General features: G+C 64.1%; 13 protein-coding genes. 7 read left to right on the top strand and 6 right to left on the bottom strand.

All coding sequences use genetic code 11. The features are described 5' to 3' along the window. Nucleotides 1–72: 72 nt before the first annotated feature. Entirely contained in the window at nucleotides 73–1,728 is a 1,656-nt protein-coding gene (locus tag ACVIN2_RS35505) for a fumarate hydratase (RefSeq protein ID WP_456769168.1), read from the bottom strand. A gap of 246 nt (nucleotides 1,729–1,974) precedes the next feature. On the opposite strand from ACVIN2_RS35505, the gene ACVIN2_RS35500 reads away from it, so the two are divergent. From ACVIN2_RS35500 to ACVIN2_RS35490, 3 genes are all read left to right on the top strand, one after another. Beyond that, nucleotides 1,975–2,448: a hypothetical protein gene (locus tag ACVIN2_RS35500; protein ID WP_456769167.1), complete on the top strand. Its 474-nt coding sequence runs from the start codon at nucleotides 1,975–1,977 to the stop codon at nucleotides 2,446–2,448. Between the two features lie 249 nt (nucleotides 2,449–2,697). Continuing rightward, nucleotides 2,698–2,871: a hypothetical protein gene (locus ACVIN2_RS35495; RefSeq protein ID WP_007612258.1), complete on the top strand. Its 174-nt coding sequence runs from the start codon at nucleotides 2,698–2,700 to the stop codon at nucleotides 2,869–2,871. A gap of 115 nt (nucleotides 2,872–2,986) precedes the next feature. Beyond that, nucleotides 2,987–3,661, top strand: a complete 675-nt coding sequence (locus ACVIN2_RS35490) for a methyltransferase family protein (protein WP_456769166.1) — start codon at nucleotides 2,987–2,989, stop codon at nucleotides 3,659–3,661. 40 nt (nucleotides 3,662–3,701) lie between these two features. On the opposite strand, the gene ACVIN2_RS35485 is transcribed toward ACVIN2_RS35490, so the two are convergent. After that, nucleotides 3,702–4,409, bottom strand: coding sequence for a glutathione S-transferase (locus ACVIN2_RS35485; RefSeq protein WP_456769165.1), 708 nt, complete (start codon nucleotides 4,407–4,409; stop codon nucleotides 3,702–3,704). Nucleotides 4,410–4,487: 78 nt separating this feature from the next. Beyond that, entirely contained in the window at nucleotides 4,488–5,168 is a 681-nt protein-coding gene (locus tag ACVIN2_RS35480) for a lectin (RefSeq protein ID WP_456769164.1), read from the bottom strand. A gap of 364 nt (nucleotides 5,169–5,532) precedes the next feature. Between ACVIN2_RS35480 and ACVIN2_RS35475 the strand changes: the two genes are divergently transcribed. The 4 genes from ACVIN2_RS35475 to ACVIN2_RS35460 all read left to right on the top strand — a co-directional run bounded on the left by ACVIN2_RS35475 (nucleotide 5,533) and on the right by ACVIN2_RS35460 (nucleotide 9,056). Next, nucleotides 5,533–6,546: an NrtA/SsuA/CpmA family ABC transporter substrate-binding protein gene (locus ACVIN2_RS35475; RefSeq protein ID WP_456769163.1), complete on the top strand. Its 1,014-nt coding sequence runs from the start codon at nucleotides 5,533–5,535 to the stop codon at nucleotides 6,544–6,546. 14 nt (nucleotides 6,547–6,560) lie between these two features. Next, nucleotides 6,561–7,382: an ABC transporter permease gene (locus ACVIN2_RS35470; RefSeq protein ID WP_456769162.1), complete on the top strand. Its 822-nt coding sequence runs from the start codon at nucleotides 6,561–6,563 to the stop codon at nucleotides 7,380–7,382. A 20-nt stretch (nucleotides 7,383–7,402) separates the two neighbouring features. Beyond that, complete coding sequence (locus ACVIN2_RS35465; protein ID WP_456769161.1) at nucleotides 7,403–8,242, top strand: ABC transporter ATP-binding protein; 840 nt, start codon at nucleotides 7,403–7,405, stop codon at nucleotides 8,240–8,242. Between the two features lie 88 nt (nucleotides 8,243–8,330). Continuing rightward, nucleotides 8,331–9,056 carry a Crp/Fnr family transcriptional regulator gene (locus ACVIN2_RS35460; RefSeq protein ID WP_456769160.1) on the top strand — a complete coding sequence of 242 codons (726 nt, stop codon included), beginning with the start codon at nucleotides 8,331–8,333 and terminating at the stop codon, nucleotides 9,054–9,056. Between the two features lie 10 nt (nucleotides 9,057–9,066). On the opposite strand, the gene atzF is transcribed toward ACVIN2_RS35460, so the two are convergent. The 3 genes from atzF to cckA form a co-directional block, all read right to left on the bottom strand. Continuing rightward, complete coding sequence (gene atzF, locus ACVIN2_RS35455; RefSeq protein ID WP_456769159.1) at nucleotides 9,067–10,509, bottom strand: allophanate hydrolase; 1,443 nt, start codon at nucleotides 10,507–10,509, stop codon at nucleotides 9,067–9,069. A 114-nt stretch (nucleotides 10,510–10,623) separates the two neighbouring features. Continuing rightward, nucleotides 10,624–11,628 carry a Tim44 domain-containing protein gene (locus ACVIN2_RS35450; protein WP_456769158.1) on the bottom strand — a complete coding sequence of 335 codons (1,005 nt, stop codon included), beginning with the start codon at nucleotides 11,626–11,628 and terminating at the stop codon, nucleotides 10,624–10,626. Nucleotides 11,629–11,910: 282 nt separating this feature from the next. Further along, nucleotides 11,911–14,493 (bottom strand): cell cycle histidine kinase CckA, encoded by a 2,583-nt coding sequence (gene cckA, locus ACVIN2_RS35445; protein WP_456769157.1) that lies wholly within the window; start codon nucleotides 14,491–14,493, stop codon nucleotides 11,911–11,913. Between the last annotated feature and the right edge of the window lie 72 nt (nucleotides 14,494–14,565).

The following is a 14,565-nucleotide window of genomic DNA, read 5'->3' as shown; positions in this document are numbered from 1 at the left end:
AGACCCATGCCGCCACGTGGACCCCAGATCAGCAGCGCATTTCATGCTGCGCAGCGTCCGGGGAACGCGGCCTCAACCCAGGTTCAACTCCTTGAAGAAGTCGTTGCCCTTGTCGTCGATGATGATGAACGCCGGGAAGTCGACGACCTCGATGCGCCAAATCGCTTCCATGCCGAGCTCGGGATATTCGAGCACCTCGACCTTCTTGATGCAGTGCTCGGCGAGATTCGCCGCGGCGCCGCCGATCGAGCCGAGATAGAAGCCGCCATATTTCTTGCAGGCCTCACGCACGGCCGGCGCCCGGTTGCCCTTGGCGACCATCACCATCGAGCCGCCGGCGGCCTGGAACTGATCGACAAAGGAATCCATGCGGCCAGCGGTGGTCGGGCCGAACGCACCGGAGGCATAGCCCTCCGGCGTCTTGGCGGGGCCGGCATAATAGACCGGATGGTTCTTGAAATAGTCCGGCAGCGGCTCGCCCTTGTCGAGCCGCTCGCGCAGCTTGGCATGCGCGGAATCCCGCGCAACGATCATAGTGCCGCTCATCGAGACCCGCGTCTTGGTCGGGTACTTCGAGAACGTGGCAAGGATATCCTTCATCGGCTGGTTGAGGTCGATCTTGACGACCTCGCCGCCCAGCGACTGCTCGACCTCAGGCAGATACTGCGCCGGGTTGTGCTCGAGCTCTTCGAGATAGACGCCGTCCTTGGTGATCTTGCCGAGCACCTGGCGGTCGGCCGAGCATGACACGCCGAGCCCGATCGGGAGCGAGGCACCGTGACGCGGCATGCGGATCACGCGCACGTCGTGGCAGAAATATTTTCCGCCGAACTGCGCGCCGACGCCGAGCGACTGCGTCATCTTCAGGATTTCCTGCTCCATCTCGAGATCGCGAAACGCGTTGCCGTCGGGCGAGCCGTGGGTCGGCAGCGCGTCGAGATAGCGAGCCGACGCCAGCTTCACCGTCTTCATGCAGAGCTCGGCCGAGGTACCGCCGATCACGATGGCGAGGTGATAAGGCGGGCACGCCGCGGTGCCCAGCGTCAACACTTTCTCCTTGAGGAAGGCGAGCAGCCGGTCCTTGGTCAGCACCGAAGGCGTCGCCTGGAACAGAAAACTCTTGTTGGCGCTGCCGCCGCCCTTCGCCATGAACATGAACTTGTAGGCGTCATCACCTTCGGCATAGATCTCGCACTGCGCCGGCATGTTGTTGGCGGTGTTCTTCTCCTCGTACATCGACAAGGGCGCGACCTGCGAGTAGCGCAGATTGCGGCGCAGGTAAGCATCGCGCGCGCCTTCCGACAGTGCCGCCTCGTCGTCACCGTCGGTGATGACGTTGCAGCCCTTTTTGCCCATGATGATCGCGGTGCCGGTGTCCTGGCACATCGGCAGCACGCCGCCGGCGGCGATGTTGGCGTTCTTGAGAAAGTCCAGCGCGACGAACTTGTCGTTCGGGCTCGCCTCGCCGTCCTCCAGGATCGCGCGGAGCTGCTTCAGATGACCCGGCCGCAGATAATGGTTGATGTCGCCAAAGGCGGCTTCCGACAGGTCCCGCAGCGCCTCGCGCGACACCACCAGCATGTCTTTCCCCAGCACCTTCTCGACCCGCACGCCCTCGGCTGTGATCTTCTTGTAGGGCGTCTCGTCCTTGCCCAGCGGAAACAGCGGCGTGTGCTTATAAGGCGGAACGGGCTTTGCGGGGTCGGGGAAGGCGGTGGGAGCGTTCATGGGCTGGAATCTCGGGGTTTTGGAGCCCTCGCATGGGCCCCTTTCATAGAAGCGTTCTAAGCTTTTTTGTCGCAAAGGGAAGGCGCTCTGATGCGGTCGGGGCATCCCGATTCGGCGCATGGCGAGCTATTTTCGGCGGCTGTCGGCGGACACGAGGCCCTCATGACGCCAGTGAAGACCCTGGATGCACCCCTTGCGCTACGCGCCCGACGACGGTTGAATGCGCCCGCTAAGGGGCTTTTCATCATGACATTGAACTTGCACGTCCGCGGAGCGATCCTGGTCGCCGCCGCCATCACCGGCCTTGTGACCTTCGCCGCACCCGCGCGCGCGGACCGCTGCGATGACAGCGCCAAGGAGCTGGCGAACCAGGTCGATCGCCTCAAGGTGAATTTCCGCGCCGCGAATGTCGTCTACCTGACGCACCCCGCGGCCAAGGAATTGTCCGTGGCTTGCCGTGGCGACAAATATTCGATCGAGCTCTATGCCAAGGGCGATCGCAAACCGAAACCGGAGTTCTTTGCGCTGGTGGGGTCGATGGCGGCGATCGTCTTCACCGTGACCAAGGACGATACGACGACGGGCGCGACACGCTGCCTGAAGCGGATGGGGCTGTTGCGCGGCGACAAGATCAGCATGCGTTATCGGCGTCTCAACATGGAATGCACCCGCACCAAGACGGATGCGTCCATCGCGATCACGCGCGGCAAAGACGAATAGGCGGCTCCCGCGCGGTGTGCGTCTGACAGCACACCGCCCACTACAGACTCCGTCATTGCGAGCGCAGCGAAGCAATCCAGAATCCCTCCGCGGAGACAGACTGGATTGCTTCGCTGCGCTCGCAATGACGAGGAGAGGTCCGAGAGCGCATCCCACCGCACCGAATCCCTCGCATTTTAACGATTGGCTTGAAGGAAATTTCGCTCCTCGCGGCGCAGTGTCAATGTTTCCATGTGCGAGGATTTCTGGATGAGCGTTTCCACCGTTTCGCCGCCGCCGATCGCGATCGTGGTGCCGAGCTACGACACGACCAAGCAGCAGGACGATCAGATCAAGACCAAGGACAACGACCCGACCTATAAGCCGCCGCCGCCTGCGCCGCTGCCGCCGGGTCAGGGTACGCGGATCGATCAGCTCGCCTGATCAGCCGCGTCGAAGATGAAATGCCCGATCCTGTCGATCGGGCTTTTCGCGTGTCCGGCCGCATCTTCGCCGGATAGCAGGACCAATACGTGCGCGGCTACCCTGAGACCTGCGCATGATCGCAAGACTGCTGTTGCAGAGCACGATCACCACCGCCGCCATGGGCGCGCTGCTGTTCGCGTCCGCGAGCACCCTGCATTGGCCGTCGGCCTGGGTGTTCCTCGCGACCTCCGCCCTGCTCGGCCCGCTCTGCGGCTGGTGGCTTTACCGGGTCGACCCGGCCCTGCTCGCCGAACGCCTGCGGCCGGTCCTGCAAAAGGACCAGCCCGCTGCCGACAAGGTGTTCATGACCGTCTTCGTCGTCGCGATGCTGGTCTGGCTGGCGGCGATGGGGCTCGACCGGCGTACGCTGTCCTCCGACATGCCGATGGCGCTGCAGATGCTCGGCCTCTTCCTGTTCCTGCTCTCGACGCTGTTCATCCTCTGGGTCTTCCGCGAGAACTCGTTCGCGGCGCCCGTGGTGAAGCTGCAAGCCGAGCGCGCGCAGCGCGTGATCTCGACGGGGCCTTATGCCCATGTGCGCCATCCCATGTACAGCGGCATGATCCTGTTCTTCGCCGGCGTGCCGCTGCTTCTGGGCTCATGGTGGGGACTTATGATGGTGCCGCTGTTCCTCCTATTGTTTGCCATCCGCATTCGCATCGAGGAGCGCACGCTGCGCGAGGGCCTGCCGGGCTATGCCGACTATGTGACGCGCGTGCGCTATCGGCTGCTGCCTGGCGTGTGGTGAGCGCGCGCGTCACTCTGCTGTGCACGTCCCGCCGGACCGGCTAACCATCCAATTCGCGGTAGCGGCGGAAGATGCCCTGCTCGTTGAAGGCAATGCGGCGGCGGCTTTCGAGATAAGCCTTGATGTTCGGCCGCGCCGCGACGCGGTCGTGCAAGCCGACGAGGCCCGGGATATCGGCCTCGAACGCCTTCATCCGCTTCGGAAACGCATAGCGCAACCCCGCGACGAGCTGGAACAGCGAGAGATCGACATAGGTCAGCTTGCGGCCGGTGGCATAGGCGCCGCCATTGTCTTCAAGGAGCTGCTCGAAATAGCCGAGATATTTCGGCACGCGCTCGCCCCAGAAGTCGGCGGTGCGCTTCTTTGCCGGCGGTTTCTGATCTTCGTAGTAGAGCGAGGGCCCGAGCGGGTGATGGGTGTCGTGAATCTCGACCACGAAATCGGTGATCGTCAGCTGGAGCTGATGCACCCAGAGTTGACCCGCTTCCGACTTCGGGGCGAGGGCGTGGCGGGCGCCGAGATAGAGCAGGATGTTCGCGGTCTGGCCGACAACGAGCTTGCCGGCTTTGAGGAACGGCGGCGCAAAGGGCGGCGTGCCCTTGTGCGCGTCCATCATCTTCATCATCGCAGCTGTGCCGCGTGGGCCACGCGCCACGTCGACGTATGCCGCGCCCGCCTCCTCCAGCGCCAGCCGCACATATTCACCGCGGCCCTGGATCTCGGGCCAATAATAGAGCTCGTATTTCATGGAAACTGTCCGTGATTGCGTGGTGGCAAGTGTAGCACGCAACCACGAACGCCATGACGGCGGAGCGAGTTCCGCGTCTCAATTCGACGCGAAGCAATATAGCAGCCCGTCGCCGCCGGTGCTCTTCAGATCGGCCTGCGAGCAGCCGCCGTCGGGACCGCGCGAGGGATGCGAGCTGTTCCACGATTTCGACGGCTCGTCATCGCGCAGGCCTTGACGGTCGGCGTGGCCGACAACCGCCGCGCCTTGCGTGCTCGACGTCCAGTTCTTGCAGGTTTTGTCGTCACCCGCAGGGAATGCGGTGCCGTCGGCTTGCGAACCGGTGAGGATGTCGTGCCGGTTCGGCGTGTCGCCGCGGCCGTTGATGACCTCGCCCTTCTCGCTCAGCGCGGTCTGCTTGGTGAGGTTGTTGGCCGCGCCGTGCAAGTCGGCAACGTCCTTGGCGATTGCAGCGCCCTTGGCGTTCTGCCACGGTCCCTTGCCGATGCGGTCGCGCGCGTTGACGGCCGGCTTGCCGTCGGCGGCCTGGGTCGAAAGATAAGCGCGCCAGGTCTTACTGCCGGCGCCGCCGGCCTGGGCCAGCTTCTGGCACTGCGCATCGGCCCCCTCCAGGCCGCCGAGATCGGCGCCCTTGCCAGGACCGTTGGACGTCACGAAGAACGTCATGTCGGCCGACTGCGCCTGCGCCGATGGCGCTGCCAGCAAGGCCGCGGCGAGCGCGAGCCCTGAAATCGTCACGGTTCTCTCAATGCGGATCATCCTGTCCTCCCTTTGTGTTGTCGTTGGCCGCCAGATTTCAACCCGACGCAGCCCCGCTTATTCCGATGCCGCGATGCGAGACCCCCAAAAGAAAAAGGCTCCGTGCAAGAAGCACGATGCCCTGGTTATTTCATGTCGCCTGCGATCAGTTGGTCGGCGGGATCGCCGACGATTCCCAGCCGCTTCCCGACTGCCATGTCGATTAATTGCTTCCCGGAACAATGGTGCCGGGCGAGCATACCAAATGGGCCGGTCCGCAAGTGATCGTCCAGGGGAGGACGCGGGGGGACTGTGGCGGGACCGTTCAGGGCGGTATCCGCGATCACATCGGGGCTGCGCAGGGCGCGGCGAAGGGGAGATCGTCATGCACCGGACCACCATCCGCCCAATCACGGCAATTGCCGGCCGTGCCATGCTTTGCTGCCTTGCCGTCGGTCTTGCCATCGGTCCGAACTGCGCCTCGGCCGCGGAATTGCTCAAGGCCCGGCTTGCGCAAAACCTCGGGCCGATCTCCGGCCTTGCGATCGTCGCCAAATCGAAGGGAATTTTCGAAAAGAACGGACTGGACATCACGGTCTCGAACTTCACGTCCGGCAAGCAGTGCCTGGACACCGTGATCGGGGGCGGCGCCGACATCGCGACGACGGCCGAGGCGCCGGTCACCGCTTCGGCGATGGCAAACCAGCCCATCGCCTTCGTCGCCGGCATGGAATATTCCGATCTCAAGACGCTGGTCGCGGCCAAGGCCGGCATCAAGACCAAGGAAGATCTTCGCGGCAAGCGAATAGCCTTCACTGCCGGCACCGGCAGCGAGGTTTACACGGCGACCTTGCTGAAGTCGGTGGGATTGACGCCCAAGGATGTCACCCTCGTCAATCTGCGGCCGCAGGAGATGCTGCCGGCACTTGCAGCCGGAAGCATCGACGCGTTCGACACCTGGGAGCCCCACGTCGCCAACGCGAAGAAGGCCCTGGGCGAAGCCGTTACTGAGGTCGATACAAAGGGCACCTACTCCGAGACGTTCAATATCGTCGTCATGAAGTCCTATCTGGACGCCAACCCCGTGCTGGTCGAGAAATTCATCGCCGCACTGATCGATGCCGAGATCTGGATGAAGGCACACCCGGATGAAGCAATTACGACAGTGGCGGACGCAGTCGGAATGAAGCGGGACGAACTCGCCCCGATCTGGGCCGACTATGTTTACCGGGTGCGTCTCGATGACCGGCTGATCGAGATTCTGAAGACCCATTCCGCATGGCGCCTCGAGAGCGGCAACCATCCTCCGGGAGCGGCGATGCCCGACTTCAGCAAGGTCGTTGTCACCGAGCCACTGAAAAAGGTCGATCCCGCACGCGTCACCCTGTCGTGGAAATAGGCACCCGCGCGGCCATGCAGGAAGCCACGTCAGCAGGACGCGATATTGCCATCCGCACTGGCGGTCGCGCTCGGCCGAATTCAGTTCGGCTTCGCCGCATCAATATTCTGGTCGGGGCGCTTTCGCTCCCCTTGTTCATTGGACTCTGGGAACTGATCTCCCGTTCCGGGACCGTCAACATGGTGCTGTTTCCACCGCCGACGGTGGTTGCTGCGGCCGTGCTTGAGTGGATACGAAGTGGACAGTTCTTTAGCGATCTGTTGGCCAGCCTCTTTCGCGTCACCACGGGATTCATCATAGGCGGCGCGCTCGGCATCCTGCTCGGTGTTCTCACCGGCCAATTCCCCGTTATCTCGAGCTTGCTGTCCCCGCTATTCCATATCTTGCGGCCGATTCCGCCGATTGCGTTCGTGCCGATCGTCATCCTCTGGTTCGGCCTGTCGGAGGCGGGAAAATTATTCCTCGTCGTATGGGGCGTGTTCTTCACGGTATGGCTTTCGACTCACATCGGCGTGCAGAAGGTCGACCGTGGCCTGATACGGGCGGCGTTGATGCTCGGCACGCCCCAACGGCAGATGCTGCAGGAGATCGTACTGCTGGGCGCGCTTCCCTACATCGTGGTCGGGTTGCGCACCGCCGTCAGCATCTCCTTCTACACGCTCGTCGCGGCTGAACTGGCCGGCGCTTTCGCCGGCATTGTCTACAGGATCGAGATTGCGCAGCAGAATTTGCAAACGGGCCAGGTCATGGGTGGACTCGCAGCGCTCGGGTTGATGTCGTTCATAGCCGACCGGCTGTTTGCGGCTCTTGCCGAACGTATCGTCTGGTGGCGCTAATGTCGGGACCTCGATCGAGCATGAAACTGGCTCTGGCAAGTTCGTCGGCCTCCGTCGAATCGGCGCGGAAACAACCGGCCATTCAAGTCTCGAACCTGAGCATCGTTTTCGACACCAAGCGCGGGCAGATGATCGCAGTCGATCGCGTTTCCTTTGACGTGGCGCCTGGCGAGTTCGTTTGCATCGCCGGGCCCTCCGGCTGCGGCAAATCGACGGTGCTCAATACGATCGCCGGGCTGGAAGTGCCGTTCGAAGGCGAGATCCTGGTCGAGGGCGCGCCCGTCTACAGTCCGCGTCCCGATGTCGGCATGGTGTTCCAGCAGCCGCATCTCTTCCCCTGGAAGTCGGTCCGCAGCAACATCGCCCACGGTCCCAGGATGCTCGGGAAGTCCAGGACGGAAGCGTATGCCATCGCCGACGATCTGATCGCGATGGTTGGCCTCAAGCGTTTCGCCGACGCTTATCCGAACACGCTGTCCGGCGGCATGCAACAGCGCGTGGCGATCGCACGAGCGCTGGCCAATCAGCCCCGTGTGCTGCTGATGGACGAGCCCTTCGGGGCGCTCGACGCGCAGACCCGTGCGGTGATGCAGGACAATCTGCTGGCGCTGCGCGACCGGATCAAGGCGACAATCGTATTCGTGACGCATGACATCGATGAAGCCATCGTGCTGGCCGACCGCGTTCTCATCATGAGCGCGGGACCCGGCCGCATCCTGCGCGAAGTCGCGGTCAAGCTGCCGCGCCCACGGTCGAGTTCTGTCATGGTCGAGCCAGCTTATCTGTCGCTCAAGAAGGATTGTCTCGACGTCATCCGCGCGGAAGGGTTGCGGGCGTTCAATCAGTCGGACGCGGACTGACGACGCGGAGCCCGCGGGTCTGAGGCGACGCAGCGGGCTGGCATGGTTCTTGAATAGTCGATGCCGGGTCTCACCTGCGGAGCCGGCCATGCACAGGGCGAACAGCGCGATAGCGGCAGGTGTGATGCTCGCGGAGTCTGACGATCTCGTCAGACCGCTGCCCGGCTTGCTGGATGGTCTCAACCGGGCTGATTGCAATCGCTTGCGTGCGATCGGACGCGAAAAGATCCTGGAAGCCGGCCAACTGGTTTGGTCTCAGGGCGACGCACAGGCCGGGATCTACCTGATCAGCGAGGGGCGCATACGCAGCTACTATGCCGCACCGTCGGGGCGCGAAGTCACGCTCGCCTATTGGTTTCCCGGCAACTTCGTCGGCGGGCCCGACATATTCGGGACGGGCCCGCACATGTGGACATCGGTTGCGGCCGAGCACAGCCGGTTGACGTTCATGCCCGGACCGGCGCTGCGGCGGCTTGCGCTGGAATCGCCGACGATTGCCGTCGCCTTGCTGGATGCCCTCGCATTCAAGGCGCGATGCTATTCGGCGATGGCCCAGATGCTGGGGACGCGCTCGGTCACCGAGCGGCTGCACAGCCTGCTGATCTTCCTGTCGCACGTCTACGGCGTGAAGCGCGACAACGAGGTCGTCGTCGGCATGCCGTTCACCCACGGTGATCTCGCCAATCTCATCGGATCCACCCGCCAATGGGTGACCGTGCAACTCGCGCGGCTCCAGGACGAAGGCGTGATCAGATACGAAAGATCCGTGATTTCGATCCTGGATATTTCTACGCTCGGGCAGGCGATCGGATAATGTCCGCCCTTTAGCCGCCAGACTTCAACTCGAACGCCGATCCGTCTGGGCCGGCCTCGAACCGCCGCGCCAGTCCGATCAGCGCGCGATCGTGCCAGGCCGGCGCCAGCAGGGTCACGCCCATGGGCATGCCGTTCGGCAATTTCGCATTCGGAACGGCGACGCCGCAGAGATCGAGTAGATTGGCAAAGTACGAGTAGTAGCCCAGACGATTGTTGAGGGTGATCGGATCACGATGCATCTCCTCCAGTGTGAACGGCCGCGGTGCAGTCGGAACCACCAGGGCATCGATGCCGGCAAAGATTGCTTCGGCGTCGCGGCGAAGCCGGTGCAGCCGGTGAATGGCGCCAAACGTGTCGATCGCCGAATAGCCGGCGGCTGAGCCCAGCACGGTTCTCGTGACATCAAGCAAGGAGCCGGATTCGACGTCGATGAGAGAAGCGATGGCAGAGTGCCGCTCCGCGACCCAGGGACCGCTGAACATCAACTCCCCGGCCTGGCGGAATGGGGAGAAGTCCACCTCGATCGCCGTTCCTCCGATATGAGCAAGACGTTCGCAGGTGCTCTCGTAGAGTTCGCCGCATTCCGACATGCCGAAGCATTCGAGATCTGCTGGCGGAACGCGGCCGAACCGGAATGATGGCGCCGCCCCGTTGGCGGTGAAAGAGGTTCTGGGTAGGCGGCTGTAGGGATCTTCGAAATCAAACCCTTCGATGATGTCGAGGATTGCCTCGCCGTCGCTGACAGTATTGCAGAATACGGACACGCAATCGATCGTCGGACAATTCGGCACCAAGCCACGTGATGATACCAGCCCAACGGTCGGCTTGATTCCGACAATGTTATTGAACCCGGCAGGTATGCGCCCCGAGCCGCCGGTATCGGTGCCCAGCGCAAATGCGACGTGCCCGGCCGCCACGGCGACCGCGGACCCGGAACTGGAGCCGCCCGCAACATAGCGCGCATCAGCAACCGACGCGCAGGGGCCATGGGGCGAGCGCACGCCCGACAGGCCTGTGGCGAACTGATCGAGATTGGTCTTTCCGAGGCAAATTGCGCCGGCTGCGGTGAGGCGTTCGACGCTATGCGCGGAATGCCAGGGCGTGTAGCTGAAGGCCGGATATGCGGCAGTGGTCGGCATGCCCGCAACGTCGATGTTGTCCTTCACACCAAAGGGAATGCCGAGCAGCGGAAGATTTTCGCCCGTCCGCGCGCGCGCCACCAGCTTATGGCATTCTTCGAGTGCCTCCTGCCGTGGGCGAAGATAGATCCAGCAATTGCGGTCGCGCTCGGCCTCGATCCGGTCATACGCCGTTCCGATCGCCTCCAGCAGCAGGGACGAACTCCTGGCAACGCCTTCGTAGTTTGCCCTGAGGCGCGCGACACACTGGCTCACGGAATATCTCCTCATCCAACCGGCAGGCGCGAAATTGCGGCAGCTCTGCGCGGCCAACAAGCAATTAAGTGCTTCGCCAAATGGCCGCCTGACCGGAAACCTGCCGCTCAAACAAAAAGGGCGCCGTGCCGAAGCACGACGCCCTTGTTTGTCGCGATACGCGCGATCAGATCAGTTGGTCTGCTGGATCGCCGACAATTCCCAGGCGCCGCCCGGACGTCGGGCAAAGGTCCAGACTTCGGTGGCCTCGCCCGGCTGCTCGCTGCCGGCGACAATTGCGCCGGTGTTGCGGTCGAGCGTCTTGTCGGTGAGCGCGAAGCGCAGCGCCACAGTCGCGTAATCGGTCTCGCCTTCGCGCCAGGATTCCGCGAGATCGCCCTGCAACAGCTTCACGCCGCTGACCTTGTTGACGACGTTGCGGGCGCGGTTCTGGCCGAGGTCCTGCTCGAAATAGGAGACCATTTCCGGCGTAGCCAGCGTGTGCAGCTTGGCCACGTCCTCGTTGGACCAGGCGGACTGGACGTCGCCGAGCAGGCGCTCGAACGCTTCATAGTCGTCCGGCTTGATCTCGAGCGGTGCGTTGTTGGCGCCGAATCCGAAGCCACCGCCAAGACCGCCACCAAGACCACTACGATTGTTCGCCTGCGGTCCCGGACCGGCACCGGCGTCAGCGTTGGCATAGGCCGCCTGCGGGGTGTGGCGGCGCTGCCACCAGGACATCGCCAGCCGAACCACGAGCACCACGAGCACGATCTGGATGATCAGACCGATGATCGACGATAGGCCGCCGAGCCCGCCGAACAGGCCACCGCCGAACAGCATGCCGAGCAGACCTGCGCCGAGGAAGCCGGCCGCAAGGCCGCCCATGAAGCCGCCGGCCCGGCCGAACAGGCCGCCGCGCGCGGGTGCGGCGGCAGCCGAATTCATGCCTGCGCCCGGCTGGGTATAGGTCCGATTGAACTGCGAGGTCGAGCCCGGCGCGGTCGTGGTCGACGGCGGGGCCGAATAGGTGCGCGAACCGCGCGAACCCGACGACATGCCGCCACCGACGCGCGCGTCGGCGGACGAGATCGCCAGCGCAGTCGGCAGCGCAAGCGCCAGCACGACGGCAATCGTCTTGAAGATGCTGCGGGAGCGTTGCGAGAAATTCATGTTGGTTTCCCAGATCCCCGGCATGGGGACGTGCCCCTAAGATGGGCAGCCTTCCGTAAAAAGGAAGCCACTATCGGAACTTATGGCTGCGGCCCTCAGTCGCGGGGATGTGGCAAAAGCCCATATTTGGCGGCAGCTTGGCCGGGTGAGCCAAGGAGCCGCGGTCGCGGGCTACCGGTGGCTGTTGAGAGCTTTTTTCCCGTCATTGCGAGCGAAGCGAAGCAATCCAGGCTGTTTCCGCGGAGGCAACTGGATTGCTTCGTCGCTTCGCTCCTCGCAATGACGGAGAACGTGGAGCCCGCGCCCTCACCCCGCCTTCGCCATCGTCTCCTTCACGGCCGCCACGAGCTGGCTCAGCGTGAACGGCTTGGGCAGGAAGTCGAACTGCTGGCCTTCGGGCAGGCTCTTCTCGAAGGCGTCTTCCGCGTAGCCGGAGACGAAGATGAACTTGATGTCGGGGTTCTTCTCGCGCATCGCCTTGAGCAGCGTCGGGCCGTCCATCTCCGGCATCACGACATCGGACACGACGAGATCGATTCCGCCGCTCTGCTCTTCCAGCACCTCCAGCGCCTCGACGCCATTCTCGGCCTCGACCACGGTGTAGCCGCGCGAGCGCAGACCGCGTGCGTTGAGCGCGCGCAGGCCCTCTTCGTCCTCGACCAGCAGGATAGTGCCCTGTCCGGTGAGATCGGTGCGGGGCTTGGCGTCCGCCGTGGACCCGGCTTCCTTCGCGGCACCATTGCTGGCGCCAACGACCGGCGCCGGCTGCTCGACCTGCACCTCCGGCTCGGCATGATGGCGCGGCAGGAAGATCTGGAACGAGGTGCCCTGCCCCGGCTCGGAGTCCACGTAAATGAAGCCACCGGTCTGCTTGACGATGCCGTAGACGGTGGAGAGCCCGAGACCGGTGCCCTTGCCGACTTCCTTGGTCGAGAAGAACGGTTCGAAGATCTTGTCGCGGATATCGGCGGGGATGCCGGTACCGGTGTCGGCGACCTCGATCCGCACGTAGTCCGCTGCCGGCATGCCCTTGTAGGCCAGCCTGGCCGCCTCCTCGGCGGTGACGTTGGCGGTCCGGATGATCAGCTTGCCGCCGTCGGGCATGGCATCGCGCGCGTTGACCGCGAGATTGACGATGACCTGCTCGAACTGGGAGACGTCGACCTTGACCGGCCAGAGATCGCGGCCGTGGATGGTCTCGTGCTTGACCTTCTCGCCGATCAGGCGGCGCAGCAGCATGGCGAGGTCGGAGAGCGCATCGCCGAGGTCGAGCACCTGCGGCCGCAGCGTCTGCCGCCGCGAGAACGCCAGCAACTGCCGCACCAGCGTCGCGGCCCGCGTCGCGTTCTGCTTGATCTGCATGATGTCCTGGAACGACGGGTCGGTCGGCTTGTGCGCGTTCAGCAGGAAGTCGTTCGCCATCATGATGGCGGAGAGCACGTTGTTGAAGTCGTGGGCGATGCCGCCGGCGAGCTGGCCGACGGTCTCCATCTTCTGCGACTGGTTGATCTGGTTCTCCAGCGCGCGCCGCTCGGTGGTCTCGAGCATGTGCACGATGGCGGCTTCCGCGTCGTTCTCACCCCCGTCGACCGGCGTGACGAAGAACTGGCCCCAGCGCTCCTTGGTTCCTTCCAGCGCGACCTCGACCGGCGCGATGTCGGCCTGATTCTCGGCGGCCTGGTTGATGGCCGCGATCAGCAAATGACGGTCGCGCGAATTGACCGCGCGGAAGATCGACTTGCTGGCGCTGTCGAGCCCCAGCGCCTGCCCGAGCTTGGCGTAGCGCGCATTGGCGCGCACGACGTTGCCCCCGCGGTCGACGGTGGCGATCGCCATCGGCGTATGGTCGAAGAAGCGCATGAAGCGCACTTCGGCGGCGCGGTCCGGATCGCTGCGCTCGTCGCGGGCGCGGCTGATCACCAGCGTGCGCGACGGGCCTGGCGCACCGTCGGCGCCGAAGGCGAGCTTGTGATAGAGCCGTACCGGCATGGTCTTGCCGGTACGCATGCGCAGGTCGATGTCGAAGACTTCCGTCTTGACCTCGCCCGGGACCGCCACGATCGCGGTCAGAAGCGAAGCGCCGTCGCCGGAGACGATGTCGGTGAGCTTCAGCCCGCCCGAGCCGATCTCGGCAAGGTCGTAGTCGAGCCAGTTCGCCAGCGTCGCGTTGACGTAAGCGAGCTCGCCGGCTGGATTGACCGAGAAGAAACCACAGGGCGCGTGATCGAGATATTCGATCGCGTGCTGGAGTTCCTGGAACACGTCTTCCTGGCGCTCGCGATCGCGGGTGATGTCGGCGATCGACCACACCGCATATCTCGTCTCGCGCTTGCCGGTGCCGAGGGGCCGCACCCGCATACGCAGCCAGCGGCCCTGGCTTCCGTCATGGCCGGAGATGCGCACCTCTTCCTGCTGCCGCTTGCCTTCGCGCGCGGCTTTCAACAGGCGGAACACCGCTTCGGAGACGTCGGGGTTGCCGATGAAGACGCGCTCCACGGGGCGCACGTCCTGCGGGCCGGCGGCGCCGGTCAGCGTCAGATAGGCCGCATTGGAATAGACCACATGGCCGCGCGGGTCGGTCACGGCGAGGCCGTCGAAGGCGTGGTCGGCGATACGCCCCATCACGGGATCGTCGAGATTGCGATCGACGAAGCGGATGATGCCGGCGGCAAAGGCGAACAGGTTGAACAGGCCGACCATCGCCAGCACGGCGAGGATGCCGAGAATATAGGGCTGGGCTTGCGCGCGCCCGAGCGTCATCAAGCCGACGGCAACGGCGACGAGCCCGGCGGCCACCAGCAACACCAGGGCAATGCTGCCCGAGCGCGGCGACGGCTCTTGCGCCGCAACGGGCTCGCGTGTGAGGTCGTGGTCGGTCTCGGCAGTCATCTCAAGCTGGCACAGCCTGTCGGCAGAGAATCAACGCGCTACAGGGCGCGCAGGGTCCTCCCTGCCTGAATC

It is taken from the genome of Bradyrhizobium sp. USDA 3650 (genome assembly GCF_054057395.1).
This window is presented reverse-complemented; position numbering and strand designations above follow the sequence as displayed.

Excerpts from the sequence above, each read along its gene's own strand:
- ACVIN2_RS35450 (WP_456769158.1), bottom strand. The coding sequence starts at position 11,628 with ATGCCGGGGATCTGGGAAACCAACATGAATTTCTCGCAACGCTCCCGC.
- ACVIN2_RS35460 (WP_456769160.1), top strand. The coding sequence starts at position 8,331 with ATGCACAGGGCGAACAGCGCGATAGCGGCAGGTGTGATGCTCGCGGAG.
- ACVIN2_RS35490 (WP_456769166.1), top strand. The coding sequence starts at position 2,987 with ATGATCGCAAGACTGCTGTTGCAGAGCACGATCACCACCGCCGCCATG.
- ACVIN2_RS35505 (WP_456769168.1), bottom strand. The coding sequence starts at position 1,728 with ATGAACGCTCCCACCGCCTTCCCCGACCCCGCAAAGCCCGTTCCGCCT.
- ACVIN2_RS35500 (WP_456769167.1), top strand. The coding sequence starts at position 1,975 with ATGACATTGAACTTGCACGTCCGCGGAGCGATCCTGGTCGCCGCCGCC.
- ACVIN2_RS35465 (WP_456769161.1), top strand. The coding sequence starts at position 7,403 with ATGAAACTGGCTCTGGCAAGTTCGTCGGCCTCCGTCGAATCGGCGCGG.
- ACVIN2_RS35475 (WP_456769163.1), top strand. The coding sequence starts at position 5,533 with ATGCACCGGACCACCATCCGCCCAATCACGGCAATTGCCGGCCGTGCC.
- ACVIN2_RS35470 (WP_456769162.1), top strand. The coding sequence starts at position 6,561 with ATGCAGGAAGCCACGTCAGCAGGACGCGATATTGCCATCCGCACTGGC.
- ACVIN2_RS35480 (WP_456769164.1), bottom strand. The coding sequence starts at position 5,168 with ATGATCCGCATTGAGAGAACCGTGACGATTTCAGGGCTCGCGCTCGCC.
- ACVIN2_RS35485 (WP_456769165.1), bottom strand. The coding sequence starts at position 4,409 with ATGAAATACGAGCTCTATTATTGGCCCGAGATCCAGGGCCGCGGTGAA.
- cckA (WP_456769157.1), bottom strand. The coding sequence starts at position 14,493 with ATGACTGCCGAGACCGACCACGACCTCACACGCGAGCCCGTTGCGGCG.
- ACVIN2_RS35495 (WP_007612258.1), top strand. The coding sequence starts at position 2,698 with ATGAGCGTTTCCACCGTTTCGCCGCCGCCGATCGCGATCGTGGTGCCG.